The following is a 17,965-nucleotide window of genomic DNA, read 5'->3' as shown; positions in this document are numbered from 1 at the left end:
AAGTGACCAGGTTGAATAATTGCAGCCAACGCCCCTGCGGCATGAAAGACGACGGGTAAATTACTTACCGCGTACCAGCGGAAGATTCTCACCGCTCCAGCCTGCGATGCCTTCTTTGAGCACGAAAACTTGCTCGAAACCGGCTTTGATCAGTGCGTTTGCAGGTTCCTGAGCCTGCATCCCGGAGCCGTCCACGACGATAACCGGTTTGCTTTTGTGTTTCTCAAGCTCACCTACATTATTGGCCTTGATTTCGGTTGGCAGCAAATTCACTGAGCCTGCGATGTGACCTTTTCGGAAATCATCGCGCTGGCGCAAGTCCACGATAACAGCATCTTCTTTGTTGATCAGACGCGTCGCTTCACCACGAGTGATCACTTTCACTTTCGATGCGAGGCCTTTGAACGTCATGAACAGCACCGCCCCCAGTAATACAACCCAGGCGAGGCAAAGTACGGGGTGGCGACTAACAAATTGCATAATTTCTTGCATGGGGGGTAACAGCTCCCGAATCAGTGAGTAAAAACCAGGAAAGGAGTATACCTGTGCGGTGTAGCAAATACAGCCAGCGAGCGTAATGGAATGCATTTTCTGCGGACTGTTACGAAAAAAATTCATCAACGCCGTGAAATCCTCACCTCCTGCGGCGGTATTCTTTGATCTTCTGCGGCTATTTTATCGATTCAGCTGTAGTAAAATTACGCAAATTTTTCGTCTTTGAGCATGAGGTTGTCGCAATGTCGGTTTCTAAAAAACCTATGGTACTGGTGATCCTGGATGGCTATGGCTACCGTGAAGAGCAGCAGGATAACGCAATTTACAGCGCAAAAACTCCCGTTATGGACGCATTGTGGGCCAAACGTCCACATACTCTGATTGACGCTTCTGGTCTGGAAGTCGGCCTGCCGGATCGCCAGATGGGTAACTCCGAAGTGGGTCACGTCAACCTGGGTGCTGGCCGCATCGTGTATCAGGATTTGACCCGTCTGGATGTTGAAATCAAAGAGCGTACCTTCTTCACCAACCCGGTACTGGCGGGCGCGGTGGATAAAGCCGTTGCTGCGGGCAAAGCCGTTCATATCATGGGTCTGCTGTCTGCCGGTGGCGTTCACAGCCATGAAGATCACATCCTGGCCATGGTAGAGCTGGCCGCTGAGCGCGGTGCGGAAAAAATCTACCTGCATGCATTCCTGGATGGTCGCGATACGCCGCCGCGTAGCGCTGACTCCTCACTGAAACGTTTTGAAGACAAGTTTGCCGCCCTGGGCAAAGGCCGGGTGGCATCTATCATTGGCCGTTACTACGCCATGGACCGCGATAACCGCTGGGACCGCGTTGAACAAGCCTATGACCTGATGACGCTGGCAAAAGGTGAATTCCAGTTCGCGACCGCGGTTGAAGGCCTTGCTGCTGCCTATGCTCGTGACGAAAACGACGAATTCGTGAAAGCCACCGTGATCCGCGCCGAAGGCCAGCCTGATGCGGCAATGGAAGACGGCGACGCGCTGATTTTCATGAACTTCCGCGCAGACCGCGCGCGTGAAATCACCCGTGCATTTGTTAACAGCGATTTCGACGGTTTCGCCCGTAAGAAAGTAGTGAACCTCGATTTTGTCATGCTGACCGAATATGCCGCAGACATCAAAACCGCCGTTGCATACCCGCCTGCCTCCCTGGCGAACACCTTCGGCGAATGGATGGCGAAGAAAGACAAAACGCAGTTGCGTATCTCTGAAACGGAAAAATATGCTCACGTGACGTTCTTCTTCAACGGCGGCGTTGAAGAGCCGTTCCCGGGCGAAGATCGTATTCTGATTAACTCTCCGAAAGTGGCGACCTACGATCTGCAGCCGGAAATGAGCTCCGCAGAGCTGACAGAAAAACTGGTTGGCGCTATCACCAGCGGTAAGTACGACACCATCATCTGTAACTACCCGAACGGCGACATGGTCGGCCATACCGGTGTGATGGAAGCGGCAATCAAGGCAGTTGAAGCGCTGGACCACTGTGTTGAGCAGGTAACCAAAGCGGTGGAATCCGTTGGCGGTCAGTTGCTGATCACCGCTGACCACGGTAACGCTGAGCAGATGCGTGACCCGGCAACCGGCCAGGCGCACACTGCCCATACCAACCTGCCAGTCCCGCTGATTTACGTTGGCGATAAAGCGCTGAAAGCGGTCGAAGGTGGCAAACTTTCCGATATCGCACCGACCATGCTGACCCTGATGGGCATGGAAATCCCGAAAGAGATGACTGGTAAGCCGCTGTTCATCGTGGAATAATCGCTCCCCATGAGGGGAAAGGCGATTTTTTCTGTCACATTGGCCGCAGTCAGGCCTTTGCTTTGCGCCAGCGCTTTTAGCGCTGGCGCATTGTTGTGCGCCTTTTCTGCCCACGCGGATGACCGCGACCAGTTAAAATCCATTCAGGCGGATATCGCCGCAAAAGAACGCGACGTACGCCAGCAGCAACAGCAGCGTTCCGGCCTGCTTGCGCAACTCAAAGAGCAAGAAGTCGCCATCTCCGCAGCCACACGTCAGTTGCGCGAAACGCAGAACACCCTCGCCCAGCTCAATAAGCAAATCGATGCCATGAACGCATCTATCGCCAAACTGGAAAAACAGAAGGCGACACAAGAGCATAACCTGGCAGCCCAGTTGGATGCCGCGTTCCGCCAGGGTCAACATACTGGGGTTCAGTTGATTCTCAGCGGGGAAGAAACCCAACGCGGGCAACGTCTGCAGGCCTACTTCGGCTATCTCAACCAGGCCCGGCAGGAGACCATCGCGCAACTCAAGCAAACGCGCGAAGAGGTTGCCACGCAAAAAGCGGAGCTGGAAGAGAAGCAGAGTCAGCAGCAAACGCTGATGTACGAACAAAAAGCACAGCAGGCGAAGCTCGAACAAGCGCGCAACGAGCGTAAGAAAACGCTCGCCGGGCTGGAGTCATCTATTCAGGAAGGGCAGCAGCAGTTAGGCGAACTGCGGGCGAACGAATCCCGTTTGCGCGATCGTCTGGCCCGTGCCGAAGCCGCAGCCAAAGCCCGCGCCGAGCGTGAAGCTCGCGAAGCGCAGGCCGTGCGTGAAAAACAGCAGGATGCATCCCGTAAAGGCACCACCTACAAACCGACCGAAGGCGAACGTTCACTGATGTCCCGTACAGGTGGGCTGGGCGCGCCATCCGGCCAGGCTTACTGGCCTGTTCGCGGTCCGTTGCTACATCGTTATGGCGAACAACTGCAGGGTGAGCTACGTTGGAAAGGGATTGTTATCGGTGCGTCTGAGGGTAGCGAAGTCAAAGCCGTGGCCGACGGGCGGGTGATCCTCGCCGACTGGCTGCAGGGGTATGGCCTGGTGGTCGTGGTTGAACACGGCAAAGGCGATATGAGTTTGTACGGCTACAACCAGAGCGCGCTGGTGAGCGTAGGCGCGCAAGTCCGCGCCGGTCAGCCGATAGCCCTTGTCGGGAGCAGTGGCGGTCAGGGTAGACCTTCACTTTATTTCGAAATTCGCCGCCAGGGTCAGGCGGTCAATCCACAGCCGTGGTTGGGAAGATAAGTTTTGCTTCAATTTCGTCGCGTTGTTGTTGTCGCTGCCAGCATGCTGGCTTTTTCTGTGTCAGCGTTTGCCGGCAAACTCGCCATTGTTATTGATGATTTCGGTTATCGTCCACAGACCGAAAATCAGGTTATTGCCATGCCTGCGGCGGTCACCGTTGCCGTGCTGCCAAACGCGCCACACGCAAAAGAGATGGCCACCAAAGCCCATAATGCCGGGCATGAGGTGCTGATCCATCTGCCCATGGCGCCGCTCAGCAAACAGCCACTGGAAAAAGATACCCTGCGCCCGGATATGAGCAGCGCTGAGATTGAGCGCATCATCAGCGATGCGGTCAGCAAAGTGCCGTATGCCACCGGGTTAAACAACCATATGGGCAGTGCCATGACCTCCAGCCTGTTTGGCATGCAGAAGGTAATGCAGGTTCTGGGTCATTACGATCTCTACTTTCTGGACAGCATGACCATCGGCAACAGCCAGGCGATGCGCGCCGCAAGCGGTACGGGCGTGAAGGTCATCAAACGTAAAGTGTTTCTTGATGATACGCAAAACGAGAGCGATATTCGCTTTCAGTTTAATCGTGCCGTCGATCAGGCGCGTCGTAGCGGTTCAGCCATCGCTATCGGCCACCCGCACCCAACCACAGTACGTGTGCTGCAACAGATGCTTTACAACCTGCCTGCGGATATCACCCTGGTTCGCGCGGGAAGCCTGCTGAATGAACCGCAAACGGATACCTCAACGCCGGGCCAGGTGCCGCCACGCAATCAGCCACCGCGTAACCCGTTCCGGGGCGTGAAGTTGTGCAAAGCGCCGCATAAACCGCAGCCCGTTTATGCCAGCTATTTCTTTACGGTCGTGAAGGACAGCATCAGTGAGAGTACGCTGGTGAAATATGTCACGAATGAGTGGCAAGGCTGGGGTAAAAAACACCCCTAAACCGTACGGGTGTTTTTCTTTTCTTCTGCCACAGCGTTTTTTTCATCGTTGTGGCCATTGTGGGCATACCAGGCTTTGAAATATTTAAGAAAGCTGTACAAGGTGGCATATAAACCTGTCACCGCGCCCACTTTGCCGTTACGCCATGCGCCGCTAAATAAATACCATTTAAAGAACGCACCGATGGCGCTAATAATTCCACGGCCAATGGAGGGGCAGACTTTCTGATATTTCACCAGTCGCGTGGTGTAACTATTAAGTTTACTGAATACTTCATGCAGCGAATAAAACGTATCGTGACGCACATGTCCTGGTATTTTTGTCGATGCCGAATAACCTTCCACCTGATCATCAACTGCACGATTGTTAAAACGCGCCGTGCGGCGGTTATATAAACGCACGGGGAAATCAGGGGAGGAGACAGGATATATCGTGCGGGTTTGCTCACCCAGCACATACCAGTAACGCGGCAAACGCCATGCCTGGTCAGCACCTGGCTCATCACCTGCTTTTAGCTGCAAAATAAAGTTTACCGTCTGTTCATCAAGGATTTCATCGCTATCCATACAGAGCACCCAGTCATGCGCAGCCAGGCTGGTTGCGTGATTCATCTGCGCGCCATGCATCGCATAGGGATGATAATGAACATGAAGATCATATTCCCGACAAATATCCAGCGTCTCGTCTGTACTACCGGAATCCAGAACCACAAAATCATCCGCGATTTTAAGCAGTGGCGGGAGAACGTCCCGTAATAAGCGAGCGGAATTGCAGGTTAACAGACACACCGAAAGTTTGAACATAATTAGCCGCACTGAAAAGGTTAAACGGATCGTCAACGAACTCTACTTTCTAATGTAGAACACTGTTACGGAAATTGTGCCTTTAGTGCGATGTAAGGTTGAAAACAGGAAAAGGATAAGAGAAAGACGCCCGCAGGCGTCTTTATTTTTAGTTCCAGCTAAGGATTACCTTACCTGACTGACCAGAACGCATAGCATCAAAACCTTTCTGGAAGTCATCAATGCCGAAACGGTGGGTGATAATAGGCGACAAATCCAGTCCGGACTGGATTAATGCCGCCATTTTGTACCAGGTTTCAAACATTTCACGGCCATAGATACCTTTAATAAAGAGGCCCTTGAAGATCACTTTATTCCAGTCGATAGCCATATCAGACGGCGGAATGCCCAGCATCGCAATACGACCGCCGTGGTTCATGGTATCAAGCATGGTACGGAAGGCTGGCGGCGCGCCGGACATTTCCAGACCGACATCAAAACCTTCGGTCATTCCCAGCTCTGCCATCACATCGGAGAGGTTCTCTTTCGCTACGTTGACCGCACGGGTAACACCCATTTTACGCGCCAGATCCAGACGGTATTCATTCACGTCAGTGATAACCACATGGCGCGCGCCAACGTGTTTTGCCACCGCTGCCGCCATAATACCAATCGGGCCAGCGCCGGAAACCAGCACATCTTCCCCAACCAGGTCGAAGGAGAGCGCGGTGTGGACCGCGTTGCCGAACGGATCGAAAATAGAGGCCAGGTCGTCGGAAATGTTGTCCGGGATTTTGAAAGCGTTAAAGGCAGGAATAACCAGGTATTCTGCAAAACAACCCGGACGATTGACGCCAACACCCACGGTGTTGCGGCATAAGTGCGTGCGGCCAGCACGGCAGTTACGGCAATGGCCGCAGGTAATGTGGCCTTCACCGGAAACGCGGTCGCCGATGTTAAAGCCTTTCACTTCCTGGCCGATGCCAACCACTTCACCCACGTACTCGTGCCCAACCACCATCGGTACCGGGATCGTTTTTTGCGACCATTCGTCCCAGTTATAGATATGCACATCGGTCCCGCAAATAGCCGTTTTGCGAATTTTAATCAGCAGGTCGTTATGTCCGACTTCCGGGGCCGGAACATCGTTCATCCAGATGCCTTCTTCCGCTTTCAGCTTAGATAGCGCTTTCATCTTACGTCCTCAGGCGATGACGCCCAGTTGTTTACCGATGCGGGTAAAGGCAGCCACCGCACGTTCGATTTGCTCAGGGGTATGAGCAGCAGACATTTGGGTACGAATACGCGCCTGGCCTTTTGGCACAACCGGGAAGAAGAAGCCCGTCACGTAAATCCCCTCTTTTTGCAGCTCGCGGGCAAAGTTCTGCGCCACTACCGCATCACCGAGCATTACCGGAATGATGGCGTGATCGGCGCCCGCCAGGGTAAAGCCTGCGGCACTCATCTTTTCACGGAACAGACGCGCGTTAGACCACAGACGGTCACGCAGCTCGCTTCCCGCTTCAACCATCTCCAGCACCTTAATGGAGGCAGCGACGATCGCCGGGGCCAGAGAGTTGGAGAACAGATACGGGCGTGAGCGCTGACGCAGCCACTCAACGACCTCTTTACGCGCAGCGGTATAACCGCCAGACGCGCCGCCGAGCGCTTTACCCAGCGTACCGGTGATAATGTCCACACGGCCCATGACGTCGCAGTACTCGTGCGAGCCACGACCGTTATCGCCGACAAACCCCACCGCGTGGGAGTCATCAACCATTACCAGCGCATCGTACTTATCTGCCAGGTCGCAGACACCTTTCAGGTTGGCAATCACGCCGTCCATCGAGAAGACGCCGTCGGTGGCAATCAGCACATGGCGGGCACCGGCTTCGCGGGCCTCTTTCAGACGCGCTTCCAGCTCCTGCATATCGTTGTTAGCGTAGCGGAAACGCTTCGCTTTACACAGACGAACGCCGTCGATGATCGAGGCATGGTTCAGGGCATCAGAGATAATGGCGTCTTCTGCGCCCAGCAGGGTTTCGAACAGACCGCCATTGGCATCGAAGCAGGAGGAATAGAGGATCGCATCTTCCATACCGAGGAACTCAGCGAGTTTCTTTTCAAGCTCTTTGTGGCTGTCCTGCGTACCGCAAATAAAACGTACTGAGGCCATGCCGAAGCCGTGGCTGTCCATCCCCGCTTTCGCGGCGGCAATCAATTCAGGATGGTTGGCCAGACCGAGGTAGTTGTTGGCGCAGAAGTTAATGACGTGGCTTCCATTCGCCACGGTGATATCAGCTTGCTGGGCCGACGTGATAATGCGTTCTTCTTTAAACAACCCTTCCGCACGTGCGGTCTCCAGGTCGCTCGTTAACTGCTTGTAAAAATCCCCACGCATCGCAATTCTCCAGACTGGGCAAATTTCGGCACATATTACCCAAAGCTATACGTTGATACGAGATGACGCATCACCTGTTGCGCATTTTGTAGCATAAATCACGTGTAAGATTATGGCCTGTCCGTGAATGGCTGTCGGGCTGGCAATGAGATGGTATGATAAGAATCATTAGTGTCTGAGATAGTCTCGGAGCTCCACAATTCAAAGGTCATAGTTATGATTATCGTTACCGGCGGCGCGGGTTTTATCGGCAGCAATATCGTTAAAGCCCTGAATGATAAAGGCATCACCGACATTCTGGTGGTGGACAATCTGAAAGACGGCACCAAGTTTGTGAACCTGGTGGATCTGGATATTGCCGACTACATGGACAAAGAAGACTTCCTTATCCAGATTATGGCGGGTGAAGAATTCGGCGATATCGAGGCTATTTTCCACGAAGGCGCCTGCTCCTCTACCACTGAGTGGGACGGTAAGTACATGATGGATAATAACTATCAGTACTCCAAAGAGGTTCTGCACTACTGTCTGGAACGTGAAATTCCGTTCCTGTACGCCTCTTCTGCGGCGACCTACGGCGGGCGCACCAGCGACTTTATCGAATCACGTGAATATGAAAAACCGCTGAATGTCTACGGTTACTCTAAATTCCTGTTCGATGAGTATGTGCGCCAGATCCTGACGGAAGCCAACTCTCCGGTTGTCGGTTTCCGCTATTTCAACGTTTATGGGCCGCGCGAAGGGCACAAAGGCAGCATGGCGAGCGTAGCGTTCCACCTCAACACCCAGTTGAATAATGGCGAAAGCCCGAAACTGTTTGAAGGCAGCGACAGCTTCAAACGCGACTTCGTCTATGTAGGCGACGTGGCTGCCGTCAACCTGTGGTTCTGGGAAAATGGCGTATCCGGTATTTTCAACCTCGGGACCGGCCGTGCGGAATCTTTCCAGGCCGTGGCCGATGCCACGCTGGCGTTCCACAAAAAAGGCAGCATCGAATACATTCCGTTCCCGGATAAACTGAAAGGCCGCTATCAGGCATTCACCCAGGCTGACTTAACCAACCTGCGTGCCGCGGGCTATGACAAGCCATTCAAAACCGTTGCCGAAGGCGTAACGGAATATATGGCCTGGCTGAACCGCGATAACGGCACCCATTCATAAAATCATTAAAGCGGTATCAAGACGGCAACTGAGTGAGTCCCCAGGAGCATAGAATAACGATGTGACTGGGGTGAACAAAGGCAGCCAACGCAGAGACAGCTTGAAGGATGAAGTGAATGAAAATATTGGTGATCGGCCCGTCCTGGGTGGGCGACATGATGATGTCGCAAAGTCTCTATCGCACGCTCAAAGCGCGCTACCCCCAGGCGATTATCGACGTGATGGCACCCGCATGGTGCCGTCCGCTGTTATCGCGGATGCCGGAAGTCAACGAGGCGATTCCGATGCCGCTGGGCCACGGCGCGCTGGAACTTGGCGAGCGCCGTAAGCTGGGTCACAGCCTGCGGGAAAAACGCTATGACCGGGCATACGTCCTGCCAAACTCCTTTAAATCGGCGCTGGTGCCGTTCTTTGCCAACGTGCCTCACCGTACCGGCTGGCGCGGCGAAATGCGCTACGGCTTACTGAACGATGTGCGTGTTTTGGACAAGCAGGCCTGGCCGCTAATGGTCGAACGCTATGTTGCATTGGCCTACGATAAAGGCGTGATGGCATCGGCGAAAGATTTGCCGCAACCGCTGTTGTGGCCGCAGTTACAGGTGACTGAAAGCGAAAAAGGCCAGACCTGTGCTGCCTTTAGCCTCTCAGCAGAACGTCCGCTGATCGGTTTTTGCCCCGGCGCTGAGTTTGGTCCGGCCAAGCGCTGGCCACACTATCACTATGCGGAACTGGCAAAACAGCTAATTGATGAAGGCTTCCAAATTGTGCTGTTTGGTTCGGCGAAAGATCATGAAGCAGGCAATCAGATTCTCGCGACGCTAAGCGTTGAACAGCAGGCCTGGTGCCGTAATCTGGCCGGAGAAACCCAACTGGAACAGGCGGTCATTCTGCTCGCGTCCTGTAAAGCGGTCGTCAGCAATGACTCTGGCCTGATGCATGTTGCCGCAGCACTCAATCGCCCGCTGGTCGCACTTTATGGGCCAAGCAGCCCGGATTTCACGCCACCGCTGTCGCACAAAGCGCGGGTGATTCGCCTGATTACCGGCTACCACAAAGTACGCAAAGGCGATGCCGCCGAAGGCTATCATCAGAGCCTGATCGACATTACCCCGCAGCAGGTATTGAGCGAGCTAAACACGCTGTTGCTGAATGAAGAAGGATAACGCATGCGGGTTCTTATCGTTAAAACCTCTTCAATGGGTGATGTACTGCATACCCTGCCTGCGTTAACTGACGCGGTGCGGGCCATTCCAGGTATTCGCTTTGACTGGGTGGTAGAAGAAAACTTTGCGCAAATCCCGTCGTGGCATGATGCGGTCGACAGGGTTATTCCCGTGGCGATTCGCCGCTGGCGTAAAGCGTGGTTTTCTGCGCCTGTAAAAGCAGAGCGTCGCGCATTTCGTCACGCCGTGCAGGCCGAATATTACGACGTTATCATCGATGCTCAAGGGCTGGTAAAAAGCGCCGCGCTGGTGACACGCCTGGCCCACGGCATCAAACATGGGATGGACTGGCAAACCGCGCGTGAACCGCTGGCGAGCCTGTTCTATAACCGCCGTCACCACATTGCAAAGCAGCAGCATGCGGTGGAACGCACCCGTGAACTGTTCGCCAAAAGCCTGGGATACGACAAACCGCAAACTCAGGGTGATTACGCCATTGCCCGCCATTTTCCCAATAGCAGCGGCCTGAAAGCGCCGTATGCTGTCTTTTTACATGCCACAACGCGTGATGATAAACACTGGCCTGAGAGCCACTGGCGCGAGCTGATTGGCCTGCTGGCTAACAGCGGTCTGCGTATTAAGCTCCCCTGGGGCGCGCCGCATGAAGAGGCACGAGCAAAACGCCTTGCCGAGGGCTATGATTTCGTTGATGTCCTGCCACGCATGAGCCTGGAGAATGTCGCTCAGGTACTGGCCGGGGCAAAGTTTGTGGTTTCCGTCGATACCGGTCTGAGTCATTTAACGGCGGCACTGGATCGCCCGAATTTGACGCTATACGGGCCAACAGACCCAGGGTTGATCGGCGGTTACGGTAAAAACCAGCGCGAGATGACTAGCGCAACACGAAGTATGGACACAATCACGGCAGATCGTATTTTTGAAATTCTAAAAAACGATCACTATATCGACTCCCTTTAGAAAAATACGCATGCTTATTCCTCTTTTATCACCACCTGCATCTGTGCATAAGATTGTCGTGGTCTGCTGGCCCGGTATCACATCAGACATCACAGTAAATCCTGCACCTAAGGAATATTGCTCAAATCCAGGAATACATAATGAAACCGCATAAGCAGAAAAAATTTGCGACCCTACGCGCATGGAACCGGAAACGTAACTATTTCATGAAAGCATTGCGCATGCGAATGGCGAAATGGATATGGGATGAACCGGTCAGAAGACCCTTTGATTTGCGGGCGATCAGTAAAGTACTGCTTCTGCGCAACGACGGTAAGATTGGCGATATGATTGTCTCAACATCGCTGATCAGAGAACTTAAGACCAACGGCTATACGGTTGATATTCTGGCAACGCGCAGTAATGTTGTGGTGATTGAGCACAATCCGCACATCCGAAAAATACACTTCGATGATAACCCAAACATCACGACTGAACTGGCGGCTGAGGATTACGATCTGGTGATCGATATGGGTGATAAGATATCGCCCGCCAGTTTCCATTTTTTAAAGAAAATTAAAGCGAAAAACGTTCTCGGTTTTAATAAAGAACAATATAACCTCTACAATAAAACCATCGCCTTTCTGGGTTATCAGGAACATATCACTCATCGCTATGCCTTGCTCATGGATGAGCTAAATTTTAGCCACTCCAGTACAGCTTACGAACTGTTCTATCCGGATGCTATCAATACCGAAACAACGGCTTTCCTACAAACCTTGCCTAATGCAAAAAATATTATCGTTAACCCTTTTGCTGCCGATGCTAAAAGAGAAATGTCTGTCACACAGGTGCGGCAACTTTTTTCTGAACTACGTCAAAAACACCCTGATTATAATATAGTCTACTTTGATCCTAATAAGCGATTTGATATCGAGTTACCCGATGGGGTTTACAAAAATCCACACCCGACTTTATACAGCGCAATGGCTCTGATTGCCCATGCTGATCTGATCATATCGCCGGATACCGCTATCGTACATATTGCTGCGACCTATAATAAACCGCTTGTTGCATTATATGGTAACGAGATGCATGGTAAATATCATAACAATGATATTTGGGGTCCGGGATATGATGCAGCCGTTCAGATCATGACTAAGGACAAATATCACCCCATTTCAACCATTAAAGTCAGTGACATTATCGATGCCGTTGGACATATGCTTCATAAGCATACGACGAATAGTCATGCATAATTAAGGGGGGATGGTTCCCCCTCATACTATCGTTGCTTGTTAAAAGAAATAGCGCATAACGTTAGCGAAATCAGGAAAAGCATAGCCGTCTGAGCATTAATCAATACGGAATCCGCCAGACCGCAGACAAACATAACGGATAGTGGGAGCGCCGCTGACGTAAATACTCTTTTGGTTATCGCAACTCGCAGATAGGAAAGATAAATCAAAGCAAAAAATAGCAACCCCAAAACACCCTGCAAGGTTAATATTTCAAGGAATTCATTGTGCATGTTGTATCTGACATTGGTATATCCCTCCAGATTACCTGGATGGTGTTCCTTAATATATGACTGCGCAAATGTCGTCCTTTGATATGGCGTACTGAAAAGAAAATGATGGCTGGCAAAGTGAATGCCACTGTCCCAAATTGCTACCCTTGCCCCCAACGATGTTGAGCTATTTGTTTGATAATCTTCAATATTTTTTATCCCTTCGGCCCAGCGCTGGTTTGTAACACCAATAATGAAGAGAGCTAAAACAAAGCTAGCAATAATAATTGTCCGACCCTTTACATACCTTTTTAAATCGCCATTCATTAAGAGATACAGTACTGTCACGACAATAAATGCCAGAACGGAAATCCGGGTTTCACAAAGTATTAATAACGCGAAAATGATCGCGGCATAAAACAGGTCAAAGAGATGCTCTAAGGCTTGTGATGTTTTCCTCGATAGCGCTAAATAAGAAGCATAAGCCATCAGAATCATATACGATGAACTGCTTGCTGCATCCGCTGTTAATTTTATCCGCTCATGAGTCACATAAAAATATTCGTAGCAGCCAACACCGGCAGTTATAACAATAGCCACAAAAAGAATGACTTTACAAATTGTAATGGTTTTTGCTGTAATGAACTTAGATAAAACCAATGCAGCACCGATCATAAACGCTGACAAAATAAAGCGTTTACCACTGAGATCATAATTCCTTAGATTATTAAGGTCATACTCACTAAAATTTGAGGTATCTGACTTAGAATAAACAAACCAGCAATATCGAATGACACCAGTTATCAGTAAGGCCAAAATCAAGGGAAATACTGGCGTAACGACTGCAAACAGTTCACGGCGTTTAAAATACGCATAGCAAACAATGAAAAAAGAGACATAACCTAACGTATAAAATATTTTTTGAGAAAAACCAATAGTAAAAAGGGTAGTAGATAATGACAGTACCAGCATGATAAAAAACAGATTAGTACTTAATTCTGGGTAATTCTTTCTTATTGATACATTCTTCATAATGTACCTTGCTTACGTTGCTGCAATATATTTTTGAAATTCGTCATATAGGCATCTTCATAAAAATCATGGATACTGTCTTTCACAATCTCCTGATCCGGCAGTGTTTTACAAAAATCAGGCGCATCAAGGATACTCACTAACTCATCGACATTGTACGTCTCATAGAGTTGCCCATTGATGCCGTCTTTAATGATATCCGAAGGACCACTGACACAATCAGAAGATACACAATAAATACCACGAGCAATGGCCTCTAACAGAACCAGTGGCAATCCTTCCATTGAGGAGGTCAGCACCAGGCAGGTAACCTCTTTAATATTTTTCTCAATGTAATCCCAACTGTTGTCCTGCCAGCCATGCCAGGTAATGTGCTGTGCAATTCCCAGGCTGTCGGCATAGGCCAGGCATCGAGCATAATCCTCACCGTCCCCCAGAATATCGAGAGACCAGGTGGTTGTTAATTTGCTCGCAGCATCAAGCAGGTCTTTAAGATTCTTTTGCCCGGTGAAATGGATGCGGCCGAGGTATAACATCTTCAAACTCTCGGGCCGCTTAATCACAGTCGCCACCTTTCTGACGGGGTTAAATACCACGTCGATAGACTCTGGCGCCGCCCCTAATGCGACCAGTTGATTTGCAATGTCCCTACTGATGGCGAAATGGTGGTCAGCACGCATCAGGTAACGAGGCCGATATCTGCCATTGGGCGGCAAATGCATCCAGGTGGATAAAACTGTCTTTACACGAGAAAGCGTAATTGCGCGCCTGGCAATGAGACATGGAATGGTGTTCATCGCAATGACATGATCTGGTTTATGTTTCGCAATAAATAACGCCAGCATGACAGCATGCATCAAGCGTGTAATTTTTGGGTTACGAGTGATCCTTTTGCTTTGTCCCCAAACAATACCTTCACGCCAGGACGAAGCGGAAAATTCGCAATCGCTATCAAGAAGAAAAAGACCTGCCGAATACTCAGGATCGGCATTTAATTGCAATATGACCTGCCGAGTAACATTTTCCATACCTCCTCTTCCTGCCAGCATTTCAGCGATAAAGAGGATTTTTTTCTTTTCGATCATGAGTATTCTTCTGAGTAATTACTATCATCATAAACATGGTGACTTAACGTAAATCAGTCAAATCCCATGAGTGTCCCACAACGCGGCAGTGGGGCATAAGTCTTATATTTTTGATGTTTTCTGCTGATAATAGTCCGCCAGAGTCATTCCCTGAACGCGCGGCTGCAGCCATGTAAAGAAGGACTCAAGGTCATCGTACAGACGCTCAATATCCTGTTCATTCTTAAACGTCGGGCTCCCGCCCGGCATATATTCAGACGAGTGCAGCATGTACTCAACGTAGTCGTTGCCCTGCGCCAGCGTCTGCTCCACAACCCGCTGCATCGTCTCAACATTGCCGCCCATCGGGCGTAGCCAATGGACAGAAGGCGAACGCAATTTACCGCGCAGTTTGTCGTAGCCCTGTTTGATACTGTTCATCAGCGCCGAGTGCTTGAACTGAATGCTCATTGGCACCTCAAGCAGCGGCGAATTGCCGGGCTTACTGATGTCGTTTTCATCAAGAAAATAGGCCTGCAACGGGAACTGGCGATAATCCGTGCCCCCGGTTCCCTGGGGTGCCCCTTTCGCGGTTTTCCAGTTCACTTTTGGTGTGACGGAACAGTCCACCTCGTAGCCATATTCGATCAGCAGACGCGCATAACGTTCATCAAAGGCCCAGCGACCGGCACGATGGCTGCGCATTTTGGTCTGGAAGGTGTCCTGCAGGAGTTTGGTCATAAAATCGACCTTTTCCCGCATCAGTGCGTCGGAATATTCAATGAGGTAGGGTTTGTAGCGCCAGTCGTTATCGGTCAGCGGCGTCTCTGGCGGGCTATTCCAGGCATGTAAATGCATGCCGATTTCTGCCGTCCCCCGGGCAATCACGTCCTGGCCAAACTCAATAAAAAACGGGTCGATGGCCATTTCGTAGTTAGTCAGATAGACCGGTTTAAAACCATACTTTTCGCACACAGCCTGAAAACGCGGCAAATATTTCGCATTTTCCGTAGTGATACTGTCATTTTTTTGCCAGAGGTTGTCACCCTCTGTATCGATCGTGATAAGAAATGCCGGTTTCTGCACGTCTTTGTCCTCAGGCTTAGTTATCCGGTCATGGTAGAGCAATACAACGCTTCTCTCAATGCATCTGATAACCTAGAATCAGAGGCTTGTGATCGGATTAAGAAGACCGTATGACGCCCGAAACCCGCCCTTTCGACAGCAAAATGCCTGCGCGCATTTTAGTGATAAAGCTACGCCATCATGGCGATATGCTGCTGATTACACCCGTGATTCAGACACTTCGCCAGCGCTATCCTGACGCTAAAATCGACGTTTTGCTGTATGAAGAGACACGGGATATGCTCGCCGCCAACACCGATATCCATCACATTTACGGCATTGACCGAAAATGGAAAAAACAGGGGCAGCGGCACCTGATCGCGATGGAATGGGGGCTTCTGCGCACTTTACGCAAGCAACATTACGGCCTGGTACTGAACCTGGCCGACCAATGGCGCAGCGCTATCGTCACCCGCTTTACCGGCGCCCCACAGCGCATCGGCTTTGATTTCCCGAAACGCCGTCACCCCATTTGGCGTTTTTGCCATACCGTTCTGGCTTCTACGCAGGCTCATAACAGCCTGCATACGGTCCAGCAAAATCTCTCCATTCTGGCGCCGCTGGGCATAGAGGTACAAAATGCCCCGGCCAAAATGGGCTATAGCGAGGCGGACTGGCAGACCTGCAAAGCATTGTTACCAGAAGGGTTAACCGGGGACTATATCGTCGTGCAACCCACCTCACGCTGGTTCTTTAAATGCTGGCGAGAGGATCGGATGAGTGCGGTGATTAACGCGCTCTCGGCTGACGGATACACCGTTGTGCTCACCTCTGGCCCGGACGCCAAAGAAAAACAGATGGTCGATACCATTATCGCAGGCTGCCCGGATGCACGCCTGGTCTCGCTGGCCGGTAAACTGACGCTGCGCCAGCTCGGTGCGCTGATTGACCACGCCCGCCTGTTTATTGGCGTCGATTCCGTACCGATGCACATGGCCGCCGCGCTGAATACGCCGCTGGTTGCCTTGTTTGGCCCCTCTAAACTGACCTTCTGGCGTCCCTGGCAGGCTCAGGGCGAAGTCATTTGGGCTGGCGATTACGGCCCGCTTCCCGATCCGGATGCGATTGATACCCGCACTGATGAACGCTACCTGGATTTAATTCCTGAGGAAGAGGTTATCGCCGCGGCAAGAAGGGTTTTAGCATGAGTAAATTTCGCCTGGCGCTGGTCAGACAGAAATACCGCCCTGATGGCGGCGCGGAACGTTTTGTCTCCCGCGCGCTGGAAGCGCTCGATAGTAGCAATCTCGAACTGAATGTCATCACCCGCGAGTGGCAGGGGCCGGTAAAACCGGACTGGCACATTCATATCTGTAACCCCAGAAAATGGGGACGCATCAGCCGCGAACGCGGGTTCGCCAACGCCGCCAGAGCGCTTTGGGAAAGCAAACAGTTCGATCTTGTGCAAAGCCATGAGCGCATCCCAGGGTGCGACCTGTATCGCGCTGGTGATGGCGTGCACCGCCGCTGGCTGGAGCAACGCGCGCGAATTCTCCCCGGCTGGAAACAAGCCTTGTTGTTCGCTGACCGCTATCACCGCTATGTGATGAATGCCGAACGCGAGATGTACCAGCATGACCATCTGCGTGGCGTCATTTGCAACGCTGAGATGATAAAGCAGGAGATCATTGCGGATTTCGGCCTGCCGGCAGAAAAAATCCACGTGATTTACAACGCTATCGATAATCAGCGTTTCATACCGCCGGATGAAGAGACGTTTGCAGCCCTGCGACAAGCGCGCGGGATCCCACTACAGGCAACCTGCCTGGTCTATGTCGGCTCGGGCTTTGAACGTAAGGGACTGGATGCGGCCATTCGCGCTATTGCCCCCACGGATCGCCACCTTTTCGTCGTTGGCAAAGATAAAGACCAGCGTCGCTACGAATCTCTGGCGGCATCGCTCAACTGCGCCAGTCGGGTGCATTTCTTTGGCATGCAAACAGAGACGCTACCGTTCTATCAAATGGCGGATGGTCTGCTGCTGCCAACCCTTTACGATCCGTTCCCCAATGTGATTCTGGAAGCAATGGCCTGCGGTTTACCGGTCATCACCACGACTGGCTGCGGCGGCCAGGAATTCATAGTGCAGGGGCAGAATGGCTACGTATGCGATGCGCTGGATATTCCCGCATTGCAGGACGCCGTTATGGCGCTCCCCGCACGCGCGTTAGGCTCCAGCGAAGGCCAGCATGCCCGGGAGCGTATTTTGTCCTGCACCGCCGGGCGTCTGTCGACGCAACTACTTGCCCTTTACCAGAAGCTGGTGAAATGACC

16 protein-coding genes are annotated in these 17,965 nt (G+C 51.6%); 9 read left to right on the top strand and 7 right to left on the bottom strand.

Annotated features, from left to right (window positions below):
• Positions 1 to 60 precede the first annotated feature (60 nt).
• Positions 61 to 492 carry a rhodanese-like domain-containing protein gene (locus tag ABIB59_RS18340; protein WP_039080265.1) on the bottom strand — a complete coding sequence of 144 codons (432 nt, stop codon included), beginning with the start codon at positions 490 to 492 and terminating at the stop codon, positions 61 to 63.
• A 245-nt stretch (positions 493 to 737) separates the two neighbouring features.
• On the opposite strand from ABIB59_RS18340, the gene gpmM reads away from it, so the two are divergent.
• Genes gpmM through ABIB59_RS18325 form a run of 3 tightly spaced genes read left to right on the top strand, consistent with a single transcriptional unit; the run spans position 738 to position 4,496 of the window.
• Complete coding sequence (gene gpmM, locus ABIB59_RS18335; RefSeq protein ID WP_039080264.1) at positions 738 to 2,282, top strand: 2,3-bisphosphoglycerate-independent phosphoglycerate mutase; 1,545 nt, start codon at positions 738 to 740, stop codon at positions 2,280 to 2,282.
• A 9-nt stretch (positions 2,283 to 2,291) separates the two neighbouring features.
• A complete protein-coding gene (gene envC, locus ABIB59_RS18330; RefSeq protein WP_039080133.1) occupies positions 2,292 to 3,557 on the top strand; it encodes a murein hydrolase activator EnvC in 1,266 nt (421 codons plus the stop codon).
• 3 nt (positions 3,558 to 3,560) lie between these two features.
• Positions 3,561 to 4,496: a divergent polysaccharide deacetylase family protein gene (locus ABIB59_RS18325; RefSeq protein WP_354036505.1), complete on the top strand. Its 936-nt coding sequence runs from the start codon at positions 3,561 to 3,563 to the stop codon at positions 4,494 to 4,496.
• Here the strand turns inward: ABIB59_RS18325 and ABIB59_RS18320 are convergent.
• The 3 genes from ABIB59_RS18320 to kbl form a co-directional block, all read right to left on the bottom strand.
• A complete protein-coding gene (locus tag ABIB59_RS18320; RefSeq protein ID WP_354036503.1) occupies positions 4,493 to 5,299 on the bottom strand; it encodes a glycosyltransferase family 2 protein in 807 nt (268 codons plus the stop codon). The genes ABIB59_RS18325 and ABIB59_RS18320 overlap by 4 nt on opposite strands.
• A 148-nt stretch (positions 5,300 to 5,447) precedes the next feature.
• Positions 5,448 to 6,473 (bottom strand): L-threonine 3-dehydrogenase, encoded by a 1,026-nt coding sequence (tdh, locus tag ABIB59_RS18315; protein WP_039080130.1) that lies wholly within the window; start codon positions 6,471 to 6,473, stop codon positions 5,448 to 5,450.
• A gap of 9 nt (positions 6,474 to 6,482) precedes the next feature.
• A complete protein-coding gene (kbl, locus tag ABIB59_RS18310) occupies positions 6,483 to 7,679 on the bottom strand; it encodes a glycine C-acetyltransferase (RefSeq protein ID WP_039080129.1) in 1,197 nt (398 codons plus the stop codon).
• Positions 7,680 to 7,895: 216 nt separating this feature from the next.
• Here kbl and rfaD point away from each other — a divergent pair, with 216 nt between their 5' ends.
• The 4 genes from rfaD to ABIB59_RS18290 all read left to right on the top strand — a co-directional run bounded on the left by rfaD (position 7,896) and on the right by ABIB59_RS18290 (position 12,219).
• Complete coding sequence (gene rfaD / locus ABIB59_RS18305; protein ID WP_354036501.1) at positions 7,896 to 8,840, top strand: ADP-glyceromanno-heptose 6-epimerase; 945 nt, start codon at positions 7,896 to 7,898, stop codon at positions 8,838 to 8,840.
• A gap of 116 nt (positions 8,841 to 8,956) precedes the next feature.
• On the top strand, positions 8,957 to 10,003 hold the full coding sequence (gene rfaF, locus ABIB59_RS18300; protein ID WP_071195066.1) for an ADP-heptose--LPS heptosyltransferase RfaF: 1,047 nt from the start codon (positions 8,957 to 8,959) through the stop codon (positions 10,001 to 10,003).
• Between the two features lie 3 nt (positions 10,004 to 10,006).
• Positions 10,007 to 10,981: a lipopolysaccharide heptosyltransferase RfaC gene (gene rfaC / locus ABIB59_RS18295; RefSeq protein WP_071195067.1), complete on the top strand. Its 975-nt coding sequence runs from the start codon at positions 10,007 to 10,009 to the stop codon at positions 10,979 to 10,981.
• Between the two features lie 140 nt (positions 10,982 to 11,121).
• Positions 11,122 to 12,219 (top strand): glycosyltransferase family 9 protein, encoded by a 1,098-nt coding sequence (locus tag ABIB59_RS18290; protein WP_039080125.1) that lies wholly within the window; start codon positions 11,122 to 11,124, stop codon positions 12,217 to 12,219.
• 26 nt (positions 12,220 to 12,245) lie between these two features.
• Here ABIB59_RS18290 and ABIB59_RS18285 read toward each other — a convergent pair whose 3' ends face one another.
• From ABIB59_RS18285 to ABIB59_RS18275, 3 genes are all read right to left on the bottom strand, one after another.
• Positions 12,246 to 13,502, bottom strand: a complete 1,257-nt coding sequence (locus ABIB59_RS18285; protein WP_317077928.1) for an O-antigen ligase family protein — start codon at positions 13,500 to 13,502, stop codon at positions 12,246 to 12,248.
• On the bottom strand, positions 13,499 to 14,587 hold the full coding sequence (locus tag ABIB59_RS18280; protein ID WP_039080124.1) for a glycosyltransferase: 1,089 nt from the start codon (positions 14,585 to 14,587) through the stop codon (positions 13,499 to 13,501). Before ABIB59_RS18280 ends, ABIB59_RS18285 begins: the two co-directional genes overlap by 4 nt.
• 102 nt (positions 14,588 to 14,689) lie before the next feature.
• A complete protein-coding gene (locus tag ABIB59_RS18275; RefSeq protein WP_039080123.1) occupies positions 14,690 to 15,652 on the bottom strand; it encodes a polysaccharide deacetylase family protein in 963 nt (320 codons plus the stop codon).
• Positions 15,653 to 15,762: 110 nt separating this feature from the next.
• Between ABIB59_RS18275 and rfaQ the strand changes: the two genes are divergently transcribed.
• Together rfaQ and ABIB59_RS18265 are read left to right on the top strand one after the other, a co-directional pair.
• Positions 15,763 to 16,839, top strand: coding sequence for a putative lipopolysaccharide heptosyltransferase III (gene rfaQ / locus ABIB59_RS18270; RefSeq protein ID WP_354036498.1), 1,077 nt, complete (start codon positions 15,763 to 15,765; stop codon positions 16,837 to 16,839).
• Complete coding sequence (locus tag ABIB59_RS18265) at positions 16,836 to 17,963, top strand: glycosyltransferase family 4 protein (protein ID WP_354036496.1); 1,128 nt, start codon at positions 16,836 to 16,838, stop codon at positions 17,961 to 17,963. Before rfaQ ends, ABIB59_RS18265 begins: the two co-directional genes overlap by 4 nt.
• The last annotated feature ends 2 nt before the right edge of the window (positions 17,964 to 17,965 follow it).

It is taken from the genome of Citrobacter sp. UYEF32 (assembly GCF_040546205.1).
Classification (GTDB): Bacteria; Pseudomonadota; Gammaproteobacteria; order Enterobacterales; family Enterobacteriaceae; genus Phytobacter; species Phytobacter diazotrophicus.
Note: the sequence above shows the minus strand (reverse complement) of the source record. Positions and strands in the feature narration are given on the sequence as shown.

What these genes read in the sequence shown, in the direction of transcription:
- rfaQ (WP_354036498.1), top strand. Translation starts at nt 15,763, where the DNA reads ATGACGCCCGAAACCCGCCCTTTCGACAGCAAAATGCCTGCGCGCATT.
- ABIB59_RS18290 (WP_039080125.1), top strand. Translation starts at nt 11,122, where the DNA reads ATGAAACCGCATAAGCAGAAAAAATTTGCGACCCTACGCGCATGGAAC.
- ABIB59_RS18285 (WP_317077928.1), bottom strand. Translation starts at nt 13,502, where the DNA reads ATGAAGAATGTATCAATAAGAAAGAATTACCCAGAATTAAGTACTAAT.
- rfaD (WP_354036501.1), top strand. Translation starts at nt 7,896, where the DNA reads ATGATTATCGTTACCGGCGGCGCGGGTTTTATCGGCAGCAATATCGTT.
- tdh (WP_039080130.1), bottom strand. Translation starts at nt 6,473, where the DNA reads ATGAAAGCGCTATCTAAGCTGAAAGCGGAAGAAGGCATCTGGATGAAC.
- ABIB59_RS18280 (WP_039080124.1), bottom strand. Translation starts at nt 14,587, where the DNA reads ATGATCGAAAAGAAAAAAATCCTCTTTATCGCTGAAATGCTGGCAGGA.
- kbl (WP_039080129.1), bottom strand. Translation starts at nt 7,679, where the DNA reads ATGCGTGGGGATTTTTACAAGCAGTTAACGAGCGACCTGGAGACCGCA.
- ABIB59_RS18340 (WP_039080265.1), bottom strand. Translation starts at nt 492, where the DNA reads ATGCAAGAAATTATGCAATTTGTTAGTCGCCACCCCGTACTTTGCCTC.
- rfaC (WP_071195067.1), top strand. Translation starts at nt 10,007, where the DNA reads ATGCGGGTTCTTATCGTTAAAACCTCTTCAATGGGTGATGTACTGCAT.
- ABIB59_RS18320 (WP_354036503.1), bottom strand. Translation starts at nt 5,299, where the DNA reads ATGTTCAAACTTTCGGTGTGTCTGTTAACCTGCAATTCCGCTCGCTTA.
- envC (WP_039080133.1), top strand. Translation starts at nt 2,292, where the DNA reads ATGAGGGGAAAGGCGATTTTTTCTGTCACATTGGCCGCAGTCAGGCCT.
- ABIB59_RS18265 (WP_354036496.1), top strand. Translation starts at nt 16,836, where the DNA reads ATGAGTAAATTTCGCCTGGCGCTGGTCAGACAGAAATACCGCCCTGAT.
- rfaF (WP_071195066.1), top strand. Translation starts at nt 8,957, where the DNA reads ATGAAAATATTGGTGATCGGCCCGTCCTGGGTGGGCGACATGATGATG.
- gpmM (WP_039080264.1), top strand. Translation starts at nt 738, where the DNA reads ATGTCGGTTTCTAAAAAACCTATGGTACTGGTGATCCTGGATGGCTAT.